Raw genomic sequence first — 17,281 nt, forward strand, 5'->3', positions numbered from 1 at the left:
TTCCTTCTGACGCTTGGTCAAACAAAGAATGGGGAGAGTAAGTAGATGTATGCCCACACCGGGCAATCAGCCATATCCATCTGGCGTAGATGCTTGATTGGCCTGGACCTGGTGTGAGATGTCTCTTTTTTCACGGCTGCAGATTCAATATGCAATCTGCAATTTGAATACGCAGCTTATTATTTTGAGTATCAATTTCGCTGCAGAGCATGTCAACAAAACTGAGCAGGTTTGCATCATGTAATCACGTTTCTGAGCAATGGCAGGATATTTGTATTTTGCTGTCAACCGATTGAATATAAGCAGTTAATTAACTGTTCTTGGGACGATTGGTTTTGCGCATTCGGGCAAAATGAATCGTGCTACGCTCAATATTAATCATCAAGTTGAACATTCTGACTGCGTGTCCGCTTGTTTTTTAATGGTACCCTCAGCCGATATTTTGCATGGATAAAAAGAAAAAATGCCATGACAAATCTATTTTTAAAAGATCCGCTGGAGACAATAAGATTGAATAAGCAGACCTCATCGCCATTGCGACGTGACTTTTTGCGCATGTTTGGTACCGGAGCAGTGGCGGCCACATTACCTATGTACGCGTTGCCAGTGATGGCGCAACGGAAAACAGCATCAAATGCGAATCTTGTGGGCAATTTCAATGTCAGGGCCTACGGCGCTGGCGGAGATGGCAAGAAGACGGATACTGATGCCATCAATCGTGCCATCAGTGCAGCGGCAGCAGCAGGGGGTGGAACAGTGTTTTTCCCTGCGGGCAAATACCTGAGTTTCTCTATCCGCCTACAAAGCCATGTCAGCCTGTACCTGGATGCTGGTGCCACCCTGATTGCGGCTGATCCGGTAAAGCACGGTGGCAGTTACGATGCGGCAGAACCAAATGAATGGGATGCCTATCAGGATTTTGGCCATAGCCATTGGCATAACAGCCTGATCTGGGGTGAAAACCTGGAGCATGTGTCCATCCTGGGTACCGGCCTTATCTATGGAGCAGGCTTGACTCATTCCGGTCCCGGGCCGCGTCGCGTACCAAAGCCTGGCGACATGCCTTCCAGCCTGGGTGACAGTGACCCACATGGGGAACGCGGCAGCGGCAAGCCTTACGGTGCCGATATGGCAGGCAAGGGCAACAAGGCAATTGCCCTGAAAGGCTGCAAAAATGTCATTCTGCGCGATATCAGTATTTTCAATGGCGGTCACTTTGCCTTGCTGGCGACCGGCACTGACAATATGACGATAGATAACCTGAAAGTGGATACGGACAGGGATGGATTCGATATTGATTGTTGTCGCAATGTTCATATTTCCAATTGCAGCATCAACTCTCCGAACGACGATGCGATTTGTCTCAAGAGTTCGCTTGCGCTGGGGTACAAGCGTTTTACCGAAAATATTAATATCACTAATTGTCAGGTATCCGGATTTGATCTAGGCACTTTCCTGGACGGCAGCTTCCAGCGCAAGCAGGAATTTGCGCCAGACAGGGAAGGCGTTGCTGGCCGCATCAAACTGGGTACCGAGTCGAACGGTGGTTTTCGCAATATAGCAATCTCCAACTGCGTGTTCGAACGTTGCCGTGGCCTGGCTATTGAGAGCGTTGACGGTGCCATCATCGAGGATATTACCGTCAGCAATCTGGTCATGCGTGATTTGACTAATCCACCACTATTCATTCGCCTGGGTAGCCGTTTGCGCGCGCCCGAAGGGGCGCTAACCGGTGCCATACGACGCATCAATATCAGCAATATCGTGGTGTCGGGCGCTGATTCGCGCTATGCATCCATCATCAGCGGTGTGCCGGGCTATCCGATAGAAGATGTGCGCATCAGCAATGTGCACGTATTGCATCAGGGCGGTGGCGACATCAGTAAGGTACCCATGAATCCGCCAGAAAATGCTGGCAGTTATCCTGAACCCAGCATGTTTGGCCTTAGCCCTGCGCATGGCCTGTTCGCGCGCCATGTCAAGAATCTGGAGCTGCATCATGTGGATATCGCCTGCAAGCAGGCCGATAGCCGGCCCGCCTTTGTCTTGCATGACGTGAACCGCGCTTATTTTGGTCAGGTGAATTTCCCTCAGCTGCCAGGCACGCCAGGTTTCAGCCTGCAGGATGTCAAGGAATTTTCCGCAAAAGACTGTAGTGGCCTGGCGGATACCCAGCGCAAACAGGTAGAACGAGAGAGTCTGTAAAACCAAAGCGCTTGCCGACAGGGGTATACAGCAATCATTATCGTATCGATGATGATTGCTGCTTTGTTGTGGCGGGTTGTTCTTATCTTCTTGATTCATTGCATATCATCATGTCCCTTTATCACGTCTCCCGTCGTCAACGCAGGTTTTTGCTGGTTTTATCTCTGGTGGCAGCAGCAGTATCTGCATCGACCGTATCAGCAAGAGTACCGGATCAATATGCATCCGGCGGCAATTCTCAAGGCTACGACATGGCACCGGAAACCCGGCAGGAAGTGGTGGAAGCCGCCGTTGCCGCACTGCCAGCCAGCAATGTACTGGTATCCGGGCCGTTCCAGGCCAACTGGGATTCACTGAAGAAAAATTACCAGGTTCCTGCCTGGTTCAATGAAGCCAAGTTCGGTATTTTCATGCACTGGGGCCTGTATTCTGTTCCGGCGCATCACAATGAGTGGTACGAAAAGCATATGTATGGCGCTGACAGGCAGTGGCATGCCAGCCATTTTGGCGATCAGGAAAAATTCGGCTACAAGGATTTTATCCCCGTGTTCAAGCAGGAGAAATTTGATCCTGATGCATGGGCAAGCTTGCTCAAAAAATCGGGGGCCAAATTTGTTGTTCCCAGTGCGCAGCATCATGATAATTTTGCCATGTGGGATAGTGCAGTCACACGTTTCAATGCCAAACAGATGGGGCCTGGCCGTGACCTGATTGGCGAATTGGCCAAGTCTGTGCGTGCGCAGGGATTGAAGTTCGGGGTTTCCAATCACGGGATAGAAAATTTTCAATTCATCAACCCTCCTGCTGATCTGATAGCCAGGCTGAAAGCGAAAAAAGCTGACCTGTATGATCCTGAATGGGCCGACTTTTATAACGTCGCTGACCGCAGTGATGAAGCATGCAAGAAGTTTCTGGTGGACTGGTACCTGCGCAATGTGGAGCTGATCGACAAATACCAGCCAGACATGTTGTGGTTTGATAATGGCGTTGACCAGCGCTATCTTGATCCGCTCAAATTGCAGATTGCCGCCTATTACTACAATCGCGCCAGCCAGTGGGGCAAGCAAGTATCATTGAGCACCAAGAAAGCTGCGTATTCGCCAAGTAATCAAAATACCGAGACTATCGCCTCCATCATTGATTTTGAAAAAATCGGTGAAAGATCACCTTCCGGTATTCGCCCTGGTGCTTGGCAGGTGGATGAACCCATAGGCAATACCTGGGGCTATACCGAAGGCATGAAGATCGCCAGTCCGGCCAGTATTATTGCCAAACTGGTTGACACGGTCAGTAAAAACGGTACTTTGCTGTTGAATATTTCCCCCAAGGCAGACGGCACTATTCCTCAAGAACAGCAAGACACCTTGCTTGCCATCGGCGAATGGCTGGAAGTGAATGGAGAAGCGATTTACGGCACGCATAGCTGGACCAGTTTTGGCACGGGTGGCGGCCGAAATGAAGCAGGACCAAGCATCCGCTTCACCGTAAAAGCGGATAACTTGTATGCCATCGTCATCGGGGCAAAACCGGGCACAGAGCTGCTGATTACCCCATTAAGCACAGCGACAGTGTCTGGTAGAGTCAGCCAGGTCAGCCTGCTGGGCAAGGCGGAAAACCTGATATTTGTACATGATAAGGCTGGTTTGAAGCTGCAAATACCGCAAAACTTGAAGGGGTCACCCGCCTATACGGTAAAAATCACAGGCCTGAAGATGAATCCAGCTTCGGCAACCCGCTCAGGCAACCCGGACTGGTAACGAAAGCCCATACAAAGAAAACGCTTAATACAAACGCCTCATGTTTCCTTGGTATATCCGTGTCCGTCGCTATTCCAAATTCATATACTTTGGTCTAGTTAATTCATATTTCTTATCATGAGTGCCAATCTACACTCATGACTTCACTTGCCAAACCATTGCGTCATGAAAATAACAAAACTGACTACTTACCGTGTTCCTCCAAGGTGGATGTTGCTGAAGATAGAAACCGATGAAGGTATCGTCGGTTGGGGCGAGCCTGTCATTGAAGGACGGGCTCGCACTGTAGAAACTGCGGTACAGGAATTTGCTCCCTACCTGATAGGGCAAGATCCGGCCCGCATCAATGACCTCTGGCAAGTCATGTACCGTGGCAGTTTTTATCGTGGTGGTGCCATCCTCATGAGCGCCATGGCCGGTATTGATCAGGCTTTGTGGGATATCAAGGGCAAAGCCCTTGGTGTGCCGGTCTATCAATTGCTGGGCGGCCTGGTGCGTGACCGCATGAAAACCTATAGCTGGGTGGGCGGTGATCGTCCTGCCGATGTCATAGCCGACATTCGCCGTCTGCGCGAAGCAGGCTTTGATACCTTCAAGATGAATGGTACGGAAGAATTCGGCATGATTGACAGTGCCGCAGCAGTTGATGCCGCCGTCGGCCGGATTGCAGAAATTCGTGAAGCGTTTGGTAGCCAGATTGAATTCGGTATTGATTTTCATGGTCGCGTTGCTGCACCCATGGCCAAGGTCTTGTTGCGCGCACTGGAGCCGTATCGTCCCTTGTTTGTAGAAGAGCCGGTATTGGCCGAACAGGCAGAATATTATCCACGCTTGGCAGAAAGCACCTCGATACCGCTGGCAGCAGGCGAGCGCATGTATTCGCGTTTTGAGTTCAAGCGCGTGTTCGAACAAGGTGGGATTGCCATTGTGCAGCCTGACCTGTCGCATGCAGGTGGTATTTCTGAATGCCACAAAATCGCTGCAATGGCAGAAGCCTATGATATTGCCCTGGCACCGCATTGCCCGTTGGGGCCAATTGCCCTTGCTGCCTGTCTGCAACTTGATTTTGTAGCCCATAACGCAGTCTTGCAAGAACAAAGCATGGGGATTCATTACAACAAGGATGCAGAATTGCTGGATTACGTCATCAATCGCGAAGATTTGCGCATTACTGACGGCTATATCAAAGCCTTGCCGAAACCTGGTCTGGGTGTGGAAATTGATGAAGAGCGCGTGAAAGAAGCCAGCCTGCGCGCCCCCGACTGGCGTAACCCGCTGTGGCGTCATCCTGACGGCAGCGTTGCGGAATGGTAGACATGAATATGGAACGCAGCAAGGACATCGCACCCCTGAGTGGCAATGAAGATGTGCGCCTCATAGGTATAGACTGGGGCAGTACAGGGATGCGGGTTTTTTTGATGAGTCAGAATGGAAGGATCATCGGTCATCGTGAAGCGACATCCGGCATTTCCGTCATTCAGGGCGGGAAAGCCGCTTATATGCGGACCTTGCAGGAACTCGCCGGTGACTGGCTGACCACATGGCCAGACGCGCCCCTGCTGGCATGCGGCATGGTCGGCAGCAAACATGGCTGGCAAGAAGTGCCATATGTGAATTGCCCGTCAGATGCACAACATATAGCGCGCAATGCCATTCGCGTTGATACCGGCAGTTTGCTGGCAGCGCCGTCCAGCCTGCACATTTTGCCCGGCCTGCTGTATCGGCCAGAGGCTGGGGCGCCTGATGTCATGCGCGGCGAAGAAACCCAGATAGTTGGTGCCCTGCAAGGGCAGCCAGACTGGGCCAGCCAGTCATGCATAGTCATGCCGGGCACCCATTCCAAATGGGCCAGCATCGTGGATGGGAAGGTGCATGCCTTTGCCACCCATATGACAGGTGAATTGTTTGCCGTACTTAAGCAGCATTCAGTGCTGGGCCGATTGATGCCGGCCGCGCCGGATGGTGCTGCAGGTAGGGTCGAAGAAGACGAAGCCTGCTTCATTGCCGGCCTTGAAGCAGCGCGCAAGATGCTGGGGCAGGGACTCGGGCATCAATTGTTTAGCGTACGCACCCTGGGTTTGATGGGCGATATGCCGTCTACGGGCTTGCCTGATTATTTGTCTGGGTTGCTGATTGCCAATGAATTGCTGGCTGGTCTGCATTGGCGCACGATACATGGCCTGGGGCATGCTCCCCTGATACTGATAGGTGACGCTGCCCTGTGTGCTCGTTATGCGTGCGCTTTGTCATATCTGGGCGTCAAGCCTGATGCTGTGCTGGTGAATACGGCACCTGCCGGATTGTGGCACCTGGCTAGCGTCGCACGTCTGGTGTAATTCAGTCCTGCCTGCATCTACCGCATCTACCTTATCTGGAAAACAGTGCATGAAGACTTCCCTTATCAGTTTTGATCAGGCATTTACCGCTTTACCTCTGGTTGCCATCCTGCGCGGCATACGCCCAGAAGAAGTGCAAGCCATTGCCATGGGTTTGTATGAAACCGGTTTTCGCATCATAGAAGTGCCACTGAATTCGCCTTCTGCGCTTGAATCGATTAGCCTACTCAGCCGCAGCCTGCCTGAAGATGTATTGTGCGGTGCCGGAACGGTATTGAGTGCCGATGCAGTAAGACGGGTGCGTGATGCTGGTGGTCGTTTGATCGTCATGCCGCATGCAGATACGCAAGTCATCAGCGAAGCCAAGGCGCAGGGCCTGTATTGCGTACCCGGCGTATGCACGCTGACAGAAGCATTTGCTGCCTTGCACGCCGGTGCCGATGCCGTCAAACTTTTCCCGGCTGAATTGATCACTCCACCTATCGTGCGCGCCATGCGGGCGGTATTGCCAGCCACTCTGCGCTTGCTGCCCGTTGGCGGCATTACCCCGGACAATATGCAAGCCTATCTGCAAGCGGGTGTCAGCGGTTTTGGCCTGGGTTCTGCCCTGTACAAGCCAGGTATGGATAGTGTGGCAGTGCAGCAGCAGGCACGCAGGTTTGTTGCAGCGATCAGGGCGCAGTCACAAGGCAGTACATCCGCGTAAGCAAGGAGTTGATTATTTGAGAATATCTATTCCTATTTGATATAGATAATTCTTAAAATTGTATTTGTTCGGAATAGCTGCGCTTGTTATCTTATTGTTTAAGTGATTGTGCAGTCTGTAGCTACAGGTCTGGCCTTGCCAGACATGGATGATGGATTTTAATTGCCCTGTGTTCCATGGGGTCTGTTTGCAGGAAGTCTATGTTAGTCAATCCGCTTTTTCAAACCGAGTCATCGGCCAGCAACAAGGCCAGCCTGCAACAAGCAGTGACTCATCATGCGACTCTGGGTGAAGGCCTTGGTTGGCATGGTGCGACAGAAAGCTGGTGGTGGACCGATATCGAAGCTGCAACTTTGCAAGCCTGGTCACCTGGCAAGCCCGTGGTAACCTATAAATTACCAGACCGGCTAGGCTCATTTGCACATTGCCAGTCAGGACGCATCTTGCTTGGCCTGGCCAAGCGATTGTGCTTTACCAGTCCGCAAAAAAATTCAGTAACTGGTATGGCAGCGGCGTCAGTCAATCCTGGGAGTGCCAGCATCACCAGTACTACCAACGCCACCAACGCCACCAGCGCCACTGCAGCAGTGCAGTTGCCGGTGCAGTCGCTGGTGGCAGTGGACCCCGCAGAAACACGTACACGTGTGAATGATGGCCGTACCGACAGGCGTGGTTACTTTGTGTTCGGCACCATGAATGAGGCGGCGGAAAAGCGTCCCATCGCCAGCTTTTACCAGTTTTCCATGCAATATGGCCTGCGTCGCCTGGCTTTGCCTGCAGTGGCAATTGCCAACAGTATCTGTTTCAGTCTGGATGGTAAAACCATGTACTTTACCGACACCCTGACGCGCCGTATCCAGCAATGTGATTATGATGCTGAATCGGCAAAGGTAGATAATATCCGTCTGTTCGCCATACCAGACGACGACAAAGCCTATCCGGATGGTTCAGTCATAGACCAGCATGGCTGTCTGTGGAATGCCGAGTGGGGTGCAGGCAGTGTTACGCAGTACGCGCCGGATGGGCGTCGTTTGCAAAGACTGTCCGTCGCCACCAAGAATCCTACTTGCCCGGCGTTTGGCGGCATTAATGGTGACCAGTTGATGGTTTCCAGCGCCCGCCAGGAAATGAGTGCCGAAGAGCTGTTGCGTATGCCCGGTGCAGGCAGCCTGTTTCTGCTGCAGATGGACGAATCGCTGGCTGTTCCTGATACCTTATTTGATGACAATGATACTGGCGCAGTATTGCAACCAGTCCCTAAAACAATAAAGAGACAATGATGATGAAAAACGCAATGAAGAAAGTCTGCTCGCAACTGATAAGTGCGACCCTGGCTGCTGGTTTCCTTGGCCTGGCTGCGGTTTCGGTCGCGCAGGCGGCTGATCCGGTAAAAATAGGGTTCCTGGTCAAGCAGGCGGAAGAGCCGTGGTTCCAGGATGAATGGCGTTATGCAGAACAGGCAGCCAAGGAAAAAGGTTTTACCCTGGTTAAGATAGGTGTCGCCAATGGCGAAAAAATGATGGCTGCCATTGATAATCTGGCTGCACAAAAAGCCCAGGGCTTTGTGATATGCGCGCCAGATGTCAAGCTGGGTATTGCGGTTGAACGTGCTGCCAAACGGAATAACCTCAAAGTGATGTCGGTAGATGATCAGCTTGTCGATGGTGGTGGCAAACCGATCGCATCGATTCCGCACATGGGTATTTCTGCCTATGAAATTGGCAAGCAGGTTGGCCAGGGCCTGATCGAAGAAATGAAATCACGTGGCTGGAATATGAAGGACGTTGGTGCCATGCGCATGGCCTTTGATCAACTGCCGACCGCGCGTGAGCGTACTCAGGGTGCAGTGGATGCATTGAAAACAGCAGGGTTCCCGGTCGCGAATATTGTCGATGCAGCACAGGCAAAAACCGATACAGAAAGCGCCTTCAATGCCGCTAATATCGCCCTGACCAAGCAAACCAAATTCAAGCACTGGGTCGTGTTTGGCATGAATGATGAAGCCGTCCTGGGGACCGTAAGGGCAGCCGAGGGCAGGGGCCTGCGTAGTGATGCTGTGATAGGCATAGGCATAGGCGGCAGCAAAACCTCCTTGAATGAATTTGCCAAACCCAGCCCGACAGGATTTTATGGCACGGTATTGATCAGCCCCAAGCGTCATGGTTATGAAACCTCGGTCAATATGTACAAATGGATCGCTGAAAGCAAGGCGCCAGCACCATTGACATTGACTACCGGTGTATTGATGACTCGCCGTAATCAGGCTGATGTTCGCGCCGAATTCGGACTTTAGGATATCACCTGCCATGTCGTCATCTCAGGTTACATCTCTTCAGTTTGAAGAGGTCTGCAAATTTTTTCCGGGTGTGAAAGCACTCAATGGCGTCAGTTTTGAAGCGCATGCCGGTACCGTTCATGGTTTGCTTGGTGAAAATGGTGCCGGTAAATCCACGCTATTGAAAATACTGGGTGGACAATACAAGCCGGATGGCGGACGCCTTTTGCTGAATGGCCAAGTTTGCCATTTCACATCAGCTGGCGATGCCATTGCGGCAGGGATTGCCGTCATCCATCAGGAATTGCAATATGTTCCTGAGTTGACCGTGGCAGAAAACCTGTTATTGGGTCGTCTGCCTCAAAAGCTGGGCTTTGTGAACCGGAGCGAAGCGCGCCGTATGGTCAGCCAGCGTTTGCAGCAAATGGGCGTGGATTTGAACCCGGATGCCAGATTGTGCGATTTGTCGATTGCCCAGCGCCAGATGGCGGAAATATGCAAGGCCTTGCTGCAGGATGCACAAGTCATCGCTTTTGATGAACCGACCAGCAGCCTGTCCTACCGTGAAAGCGAAATCCTGTTCCGCCTGATACGTGACCTGCGTGCGGCCGGACGTACCATTATCTATATATCGCACAGGCTGGAAGAGTTGTATGCATTGTGTGATGCCTGCACGATTTTCCGCGATGGCCGCAAGATCGTCACCCATCCCGTCATGGCTGATGTTCCGCGTGATGTGCTGATCAACGACATGGTAGGACGAGAACTCAGCGATATCTATGATTACCGTCCACGTACCATTCAGTCTGAAAGACTGGTGGTCAGGCAATTGCAGGGCGAAGCACTTCCCACCGGCCAGGATTTCAGCGTGCGCGGTGGCGAGGTAGTGGGGTTTTTTGGCCTGGTTGGTGCGGGCCGCAGTGAGTTGATGCGCCTGTTGTATGGCGTTGACAAACGCGGCGGTGGCTCCAGCGTGGTACTGGATGGTGCCACTGTTTCTGATCGTGGCCCCGCTGCTGCGATTGAAGCAGGTATCGTTCTGTGTCCCGAAGATCGCAAAGAGCAGGGCATCCTGGCGCAGGCGTCGGTGGCAGAGAATATCAATATCAGTTGCCGTCGCCATGACTTATTAGGTGGTTTGTTTTTAAGACATAAACGAGAAGCAGAACTGGCTGATCGCTTTATTCAAAGATTGAAAATCAAGACCCCCAATCGGGAGCAGGAAATCCGCTTGCTATCTGGTGGCAATCAGCAAAAAGTCATTCTGGCACGCTGGCTGGCAGAGCCGGGCATGAAAGTATTGATACTGGACGAACCCACACGTGGCATCGATGTCGGTGCAAAAAACGAAATCTATCGCATCATTCATGAAGTCGCAGAGCGCGGCTGCTGTGTCATCGTCGTATCCAGCGAATTGCCTGAAGTATTGGGTATCTGCGATCGCATCATCGTCATGCGCGAAGGGCAGATCAGCGGCCAGCTTGAACGTGCCCAGGCAAATGAAACAGCAGTGCTTGGTCTGGCTTTGCCGGATATGCAAACCACATAATTTTTACAGGAATCTTCCATGTCTTCCCTCAGTTCTGCACAGGCAGATGATGCATCGGCAGTTCAGCAGCCAACACTCAAGCAAAGTACAGGTATGAAAACTACTCAACACTGGTTACAAGAACAGAGCATGCCTCTGGCGTATGCCTTACTCTTCGTGGTGTTGTCATTCACGGTAGAGAACTTTTTCTCGACGACCAATATTGTTGGACTGATGCTCTCGGTTGCGCAAATCGGCATGGTCGCCTGCACCATGATGATGTGCCTGGCATCGCGTGATTTTGATTTGTCGGTTGGATCCACCATTGCATTTGCCGGTGTACTGGGCGCGATTATCCTGGAACGTACTCAAAGCATCACGCTGGCAGTAGGTGGCGGCTTACTGGCCGGCGCCCTGATTGGTGCCGGGAATGGTGTGCTGATCGCTTATTTGCGCGTGAACGCCCTGATTGCAACGCTGGCCACCATGCTGATGGTACGCGGTCTTGCTTTTATCGTCTCCAAAGGGCAGGCGGTAGGTATTTCAAATGAGACCTTCATCAGTTTTGGTGACGGACGCCTGTTCGGCTTACCTTACCCTGTGCTGGTGGTGGCAGCATGTTTTCTGGTATTTGGTGTGTTACTGAATCATACGGTTTTTGGTCGCAATACGCTGGCGATAGGCGGTAATCCGGATGCTGCGCGCCTGGCAGGCATCAAGGTAGAACGTTTGCGCATATGGATATTTCTTTTGCAGGGTCTGATCACTGCATTGGCCGGCTTGATCCTGGCTTCGCGCATCACCAGTGGTCAGCCGAATTCTGCACAGGGCTTTGAACTGGATGTCATCTCTGCCTGTGTACTTGGTGGTGTCTCCCTGCAAGGTGGCAAGGCCAGGATATCCGGCGTACTGGTTGGTGTATTGATCATGGGTACGGTGGAAAATGTCATGAACTTGCTGGACGTTGACGCCTTTTATCAATACCTGATGCGAGGCTTTATCTTGCTGGCTGCCGTCTTGCTGGATCAGTTGAAAAGCCACGCAACACGCAAATCATGATTGACCATTCTTCAAAAACGCAGGCCGCCGCATCAGGAAGGCTGCAGGGTAAAGTCGCCATCGTGACGGGGTCTACGCTAGGTATAGGCGCGGCGATTGCCCGTTTGTTTGTACAGCAAGGTGCACGGGTGGTTCTGAATAGTCATAAACATGACGAAGCGGCGGAGCGTATCATTACGGAACTCGGAACCGACAACAGCATGTTCATCCAGGGTGATGTTTCCAACGCCGCAGCAATGCGATCCGTGGTGGAACAGACCCTGGCAAGATTCGGGAAAGTGGATGTGCTGGTCAATAATGCTGGCATGAATGTGTTTGCCGACCCTCTTGAAATGAGTGATGAAGAGTGGCAGCGTTGTTTTTCTGTTGATCTTGAAGGTGCCTGGAATGCTACCCGCGCCGTCTTGCCAGCCATGTTGGAACAGGGTGCTGGCAGCATCATCAATATCGCATCGGTACATGGTCATAAAATCATACCTGGCTGCTTCCCTTATCCTGTGGCCAAGCATGCATTGATAGGGTTGACACGCTCACTGGGCATAGAGTACGCCGCACGCGGCATCTGTGTGAATTCGATTTCACCCGGCCTGATTATGACTGAGGCCATACAATCCTGGTTTGCCAGTTGCCCTGATCCCGTGGCGGAACAACAACGGCAGGCTGACATTTTGCCTTGTCGCCGTATAGGTGAGCCGCAAGAAGTCGCCTATACTGCAGTATTCCTCGCCAGTGATGAAGCACGTTTTATTAATGCGACCGACATCTTGATTGATGGAGGGCGATCACAGCTATACCATGATTAACCTCTGACCACTATTCCACATTGCTGATGCCATGAGCAACTCCAGCCCCGACCGTTTTGTCCGCACACATTTAAAAACACGACACCTGGTGTTGCTGGTCGAACTGGGCCGGCATGGCTCTATTTTTCATGCTGCTGAAGCAGCGCATCTGACGCAGCCGGCAGCATCTAAATTACTGACCGAGCTTGAATATGCACTCGGTGTGCAATTGTTTGAACGTTTGCCACGTGGTATAGCACCCACCTGGTACGGCGAGATCATGATACGCCGTGCCGGTGCTGCGCTGGCAGAAATGGACGCAGCCCATCAGGAAGTGATGGAGCTGTTATCGGGTTTAAGTGGCTGCGTGTCCATCGGTGCCGTGATGACGCCGTCCACCAACCTGATTCCCCAGGCGGTCACCTTGCTTAAATCACGCCATGCGCGTTTGCATGTCGCGATACAGGTCGATACCAGCAAGATACTGATACAGCGTTTGCGTGCCGGTGAACTGGACATGGTCATAGGGCGGATACTGGATACGGAATCCGCCGCAGAATTGAACTTCGAACCTCTGACAGACGAGCCACATAGCCTGATCGCACGCAGCAAGCATCCACTGGCCCAACGTCAGCAACTGACACTGGAAGATCTCGCACACGAAGCCTGGATACTACCTCCAGGAGGCAGTATTTTGCGCGACCGTCTGACGGCTTTATTTTTATCGCATGGGCTTGATCAACCGACAGAAACTGTTGAGACCCTGTCACTGCCCGTGATCACCAGTCTGCTGCTGGCCAGTGACATGATCGTTGCGTTGCCAGAAGACCTGATCAAGAACTATCTTGATTCAAATTTGCTCACTGTACTTCCATATGATCTTGGATTGCGCATGGATGCCTATGGAATTGTCACCAGAAAGCAACACCGTCTCTCACCAGGTGCGCAAGCCATGCTCGACACCTTACGTGAGTTGGCACTGCAACGTTCGAATAAATAATCACCCTCAAATTTTCTCAAGGCGCGCAACATGCTTTTTAAAAGCATGCCCTGTGGAAACTAAGCTGGGTATGGTTTTGCGGGCGACGTGATCTAAAAAGCAATGACTTTATCTTCGCTTAATTGTCTTTTTTTTGTTTTCAATATTGCACGTTGCGACGCATAAAAATGCCATAAAACGCAATGATCACGTTTAGTCATTTTTATATTTTTCCGTCAGAAATGATCAAATTTCTGCTTCAAAACCAATCACTTTGTTGATTCTTTTTTTGGGGATTCGTAATTGCAATTCATCATCACTTAGAATCATTTTTGTTGAATGTGCTTGTTTTAACGACAGACCAAATTGATGGTCGGAACACAGCCAATAACATAGCCAATATATGAGCAACAACCGGAGGAGATCATTGTGTTAAATAATCGCAGCAAGAAAGTATTTTTCAATCCCAAACTTAAAGGTACAGCATTGGCTGTACTGTCCGTCATGGCTGCCAATTCAGGCATGGCGCAAGATACAAAAAAACCTGACGATACCAAGGAGCAAGCCGATCAGGTTGTCGTTGTTTCCGGAACACGGAAATCGGTCGCTTCTGCCATTGACAGAAAACTGCGTGCTGACACCGTTGCTGATTCCATCGTTGCTGAAGACATCGGCCAATTCCCGGACAAAAACGTCGGTGAAGCACTGTCGCGTGTGACTGGTGTACAGCTTGAACGTACTTTCGGTGAAGGGACCAGCATCTCGATTCGTGGTGTTGAACCAGATTTGAACCGCATAGAAATCAATGGTGTATCGGTACTGAGCACAACTGGCACCGCTGGCCGTGGCGCAGATTTGCGCGAGTTACCTGCCGAACTGATTTCTTCTATTGACGTCATCAAAGGTGTAACCGCAAATATGACCGAAGGTGGCGTTGGCGGCACGGTTCAAATCAACACACGTAAGCCGCTCGATTTCAAAAAATTGACTATCGTTGGCACTATCGCTGGTGAACAGGCACCGCAACGTGGCGGCGTACAACCGCGCGTTAATTTTTTCATCGCTGACAAGTTTTTGGATGGTCGCCTTGGCCTGATGGCGAACGTAATTTATGACAAGGTCTTAACGCGCGGTGATTTTTCCCGAAATACTTCGTGGCGTTATCTCCGTGACTGGGATTTTTCCGCTGATAAGACTGTTGTCAGCACAGATCCTGTCCTGGCTGGTGTCTCTACCAAAGCAAACTGCTCAAACTTGAGCAGCCCAGCAACCGCAACACAAACAGCGGCAGTTGCCACAGCCGCCTTGCAGGCCAACTGCGTCTCGCAGTGGAATGATTATTCACCACAGATTGCACGTTATGGCATTTGGGAACGTGACCACGAGAGAACTTCTGCTGAATTGACTGCGCAGTACAAATTCACCGACAGATTGAATGCATGGGCTAGTTACCAGACTAACATTCAGAATCAAAGATTGCGTGATTACAATTACGGTACTGACTTTAGTTCAACGACACGTTTGTCTAACACAGGTACATTGCCTACCTATAATGCCACGACTGCTGTTCCTACAGGTGGTTCATGCACACCGGTTTCGACAACCACAACGCCTGACGGAATGGTTGTACAAAATCATATCGTTACTCAATATGTATTGGGTAACTGCCTGGTACCAGGCACTTCTACTAATCCAAACGGCGGGCAAGCTGCGTTTAGTACATCGTTGCGTGACTATGCACTTAAAATTGATTCAAAATACACGACTGCTGGTTTCAATTACAAGGGCGATAAACTGGATGTAGATGGCTTGATTTCTTCTGCCAAAGCCACTTACAGCAGTGATTCGAATAATTTTGTGTTGACACAAAATGCCCCTGGTTTGCAAGTGAATCTGGACTCGTCAGGACTGCCGCATTTCACTTTCCCGTCAGGCTACAATCCATCGAATCCTAATTCTTATATTTCTGCACAAGTGCAATATCGCCCGTCAGAAACAATTAACAAAGAAGATCAGCTCAAGCTTGATTTCAAATATAAGCTGAACAATGATTACATCTCACGTATCTGGTTTGGTGTGCAGGGTCAGCAAGCTAAAGCCAGCCAATATAACGGCGGCGGTTATCTGGCAAGTGCGGGTAACGATTTGGTCGGTACGGCAGATGATGTGTATGTGCAAACCGCAAATATCAACCAGACTTATAATTTTGACCCGCTGAATACAACCAATGCAGTTCGTGCAGTAGTAGGCCCGGTAAATCTTGCGGACGTGAATGCCTGGACCAAGTCAGTTAATAGTTCTGCCATGGCAGCGCTTGCACAGTCTGTATTCGCTAATTCACCTGGCACATTCTTCAAGGGCTATAGCGGTGCCGGTAATGTACCAGCCAATTGGGTCGCGCCTTCATTTGCAAATGTTGGATCGCTGTTCGACCTGACACATTTCAATCACGATTACCTGTATAACGCACCGGGTAGTGATGGTAAAACCTACGTGCAGATTCCTGCATTTGTTGTCGATGAGCGTGTCAAATCGACGTATTTACGTGCGGACTTTGAAACAGAACTATTTGGCAAAGAAATTTTTGGTAACTTTGGGGTTCGTTACACGCAAACACGCGATATCTCCCAGGGTTTGTTCAAGCAACAAGTTAATGTAGAAAAAACACCTGGATCGGCTACTTTTACTACCTACGTTGTTTCTAATTCGGTAGTGAGTATCGATAATACATATTCAAACGTATTGCCTAGCTTTAATGCCGGTGCATGGTTGATACCTAACCAGTTCCTGGTGCGTGTGGGTTGGGGTAAAGTCATGGCTCGCCCAAGAATTACCGATATCGTCCCGAACGCGACATGTACTAAAAATAGCGGCTCCATACAATTTGGTGGTGACGGCACAGATGACTGTACAGCAGGTAATCCAGCTCTGAAACCGTTCCAGGCTATCAATACGGATTTGAGTTTTGAATATTATCCAAATGCTGACAGCCAACTCAGTCTTGCGTTGTTCCGCAAAAACATAACGACAGGTAACGCAGTTAAAACCACTGTCTCAAATGTCAACCTGTTCAAGGATGGCACTTTGTGGGACGTTACTATGCCAGTCAACTTCCCTGGCGCGGTGACTCAAGGTGTGGAATTGGCTGCCAGAACAGCATTGACTTTCTTGCCTGGTATCCTTAGTGGGTTTGGTGTCGATACCAACTATACGCGCATGAATTTTACTTACGCTCCTGGTACCGAACAGCTGAATCCATTGGATGGATCGATTCTTCCATACGCAGGTTTGTCCAAGAATGCTTACAACTTTGGTCTGTGGTACGACAAGGATAAATTCAATGCTCGCCTTGCATATCACTTCCGGGATCGTTATTACACAGGTACTTTGGACGTTTCAAAGAATCCAGTATTTAACGAAAAAACCGGTTACCTGGATGCGAAGATTCAATATCGCTACAATCGCTTTGTTACTTTCTCGTTTGAAGGTAAGAATCTGACTGATCAGGCGAATATTACAGATGCTGGTGATCTGTCACGTCCAAATGAACTGGCATGGTCTGGTCGTCGTTACTTTTTAGGTGTATCGATCAAGAATTAATTTGTAGGGCGTTTTGGAAAGCGTAGTAGTTAACACCAGCCATTCTTGACCAAA

The 17,281-nt window shown here is 50.5% G+C and carries 12 protein-coding genes; all 12 read left to right on the forward strand.

Annotation, left to right across the window (positions count from 1 at the left end):
• Positions 1-510: 510 nt before the first annotated feature.
• The 12 genes from ACO0K9_RS02755 to ACO0K9_RS02810 all read left to right on the forward strand — a co-directional run bounded on the left by ACO0K9_RS02755 (position 511) and on the right by ACO0K9_RS02810 (position 17,227).
• The gene (locus ACO0K9_RS02755; RefSeq protein ID WP_422981514.1) at positions 511-2,205 is read left to right on the forward strand and encodes a rhamnogalacturonidase; all 1,695 of its coding nucleotides are present in this window, start codon (positions 511-513) and stop codon (positions 2,203-2,205) included.
• A 110-nt stretch (positions 2,206-2,315) separates the two neighbouring features.
• A complete protein-coding gene (locus tag ACO0K9_RS02760) occupies positions 2,316-3,962 on the forward strand; it encodes an alpha-L-fucosidase (protein ID WP_422981516.1) in 1,647 nt (548 codons plus the stop codon).
• 165 nt (positions 3,963-4,127) lie between these two features.
• Positions 4,128-5,276 carry a galactonate dehydratase gene (gene dgoD / locus ACO0K9_RS02765; RefSeq protein ID WP_422981518.1) on the forward strand — a complete coding sequence of 383 codons (1,149 nt, stop codon included), beginning with the start codon at positions 4,128-4,130 and terminating at the stop codon, positions 5,274-5,276.
• 2 nt (positions 5,277-5,278) lie between these two features.
• Entirely contained in the window at positions 5,279-6,298 is a 1,020-nt protein-coding gene (locus ACO0K9_RS02770; RefSeq protein WP_422981520.1) for a 2-dehydro-3-deoxygalactonokinase, read from the forward strand.
• 49 nt (positions 6,299-6,347) lie between these two features.
• On the forward strand, positions 6,348-7,004 hold the full coding sequence (locus tag ACO0K9_RS02775) for a 2-dehydro-3-deoxy-6-phosphogalactonate aldolase (protein ID WP_422981522.1): 657 nt from the start codon (positions 6,348-6,350) through the stop codon (positions 7,002-7,004).
• Between the two features lie 200 nt (positions 7,005-7,204).
• Positions 7,205-8,284 (forward strand): SMP-30/gluconolactonase/LRE family protein, encoded by a 1,080-nt coding sequence (locus ACO0K9_RS02780; protein ID WP_422981524.1) that lies wholly within the window; start codon positions 7,205-7,207, stop codon positions 8,282-8,284.
• Between the two features lie 2 nt (positions 8,285-8,286).
• Positions 8,287-9,297, forward strand: a complete 1,011-nt coding sequence (locus tag ACO0K9_RS02785; protein ID WP_422982510.1) for an arabinose ABC transporter substrate-binding protein — start codon at positions 8,287-8,289, stop codon at positions 9,295-9,297.
• 13 nt (positions 9,298-9,310) lie between these two features.
• Positions 9,311-10,828, forward strand: coding sequence for an L-arabinose ABC transporter ATP-binding protein AraG (gene araG, locus ACO0K9_RS02790; RefSeq protein ID WP_422981526.1), 1,518 nt, complete (start codon positions 9,311-9,313; stop codon positions 10,826-10,828).
• An 18-nt stretch (positions 10,829-10,846) separates the two neighbouring features.
• Positions 10,847-11,866 carry an L-arabinose ABC transporter permease AraH gene (gene araH / locus ACO0K9_RS02795; protein WP_422981528.1) on the forward strand — a complete coding sequence of 340 codons (1,020 nt, stop codon included), beginning with the start codon at positions 10,847-10,849 and terminating at the stop codon, positions 11,864-11,866.
• Positions 11,863-12,669, forward strand: a complete 807-nt coding sequence (locus ACO0K9_RS02800; protein WP_422981530.1) for an SDR family oxidoreductase — start codon at positions 11,863-11,865, stop codon at positions 12,667-12,669. The genes araH and ACO0K9_RS02800 overlap by 4 nt, the downstream gene beginning before the upstream one ends.
• A gap of 31 nt (positions 12,670-12,700) precedes the next feature.
• The gene (locus ACO0K9_RS02805) at positions 12,701-13,648 is read left to right on the forward strand and encodes a LysR substrate-binding domain-containing protein (protein ID WP_422981532.1); all 948 of its coding nucleotides are present in this window, start codon (positions 12,701-12,703) and stop codon (positions 13,646-13,648) included.
• 408 nt (positions 13,649-14,056) lie between these two features.
• Positions 14,057-17,227 (forward strand): TonB-dependent receptor, encoded by a 3,171-nt coding sequence (locus ACO0K9_RS02810; protein ID WP_422981534.1) that lies wholly within the window; start codon positions 14,057-14,059, stop codon positions 17,225-17,227.
• The last annotated feature ends 54 nt before the right edge of the window (positions 17,228-17,281 follow it).

This window comes from Undibacterium sp. Ji50W (assembly GCF_049340445.1).
Lineage (GTDB): Bacteria > Pseudomonadota > Gammaproteobacteria > Burkholderiales > Burkholderiaceae_D > Undibacterium.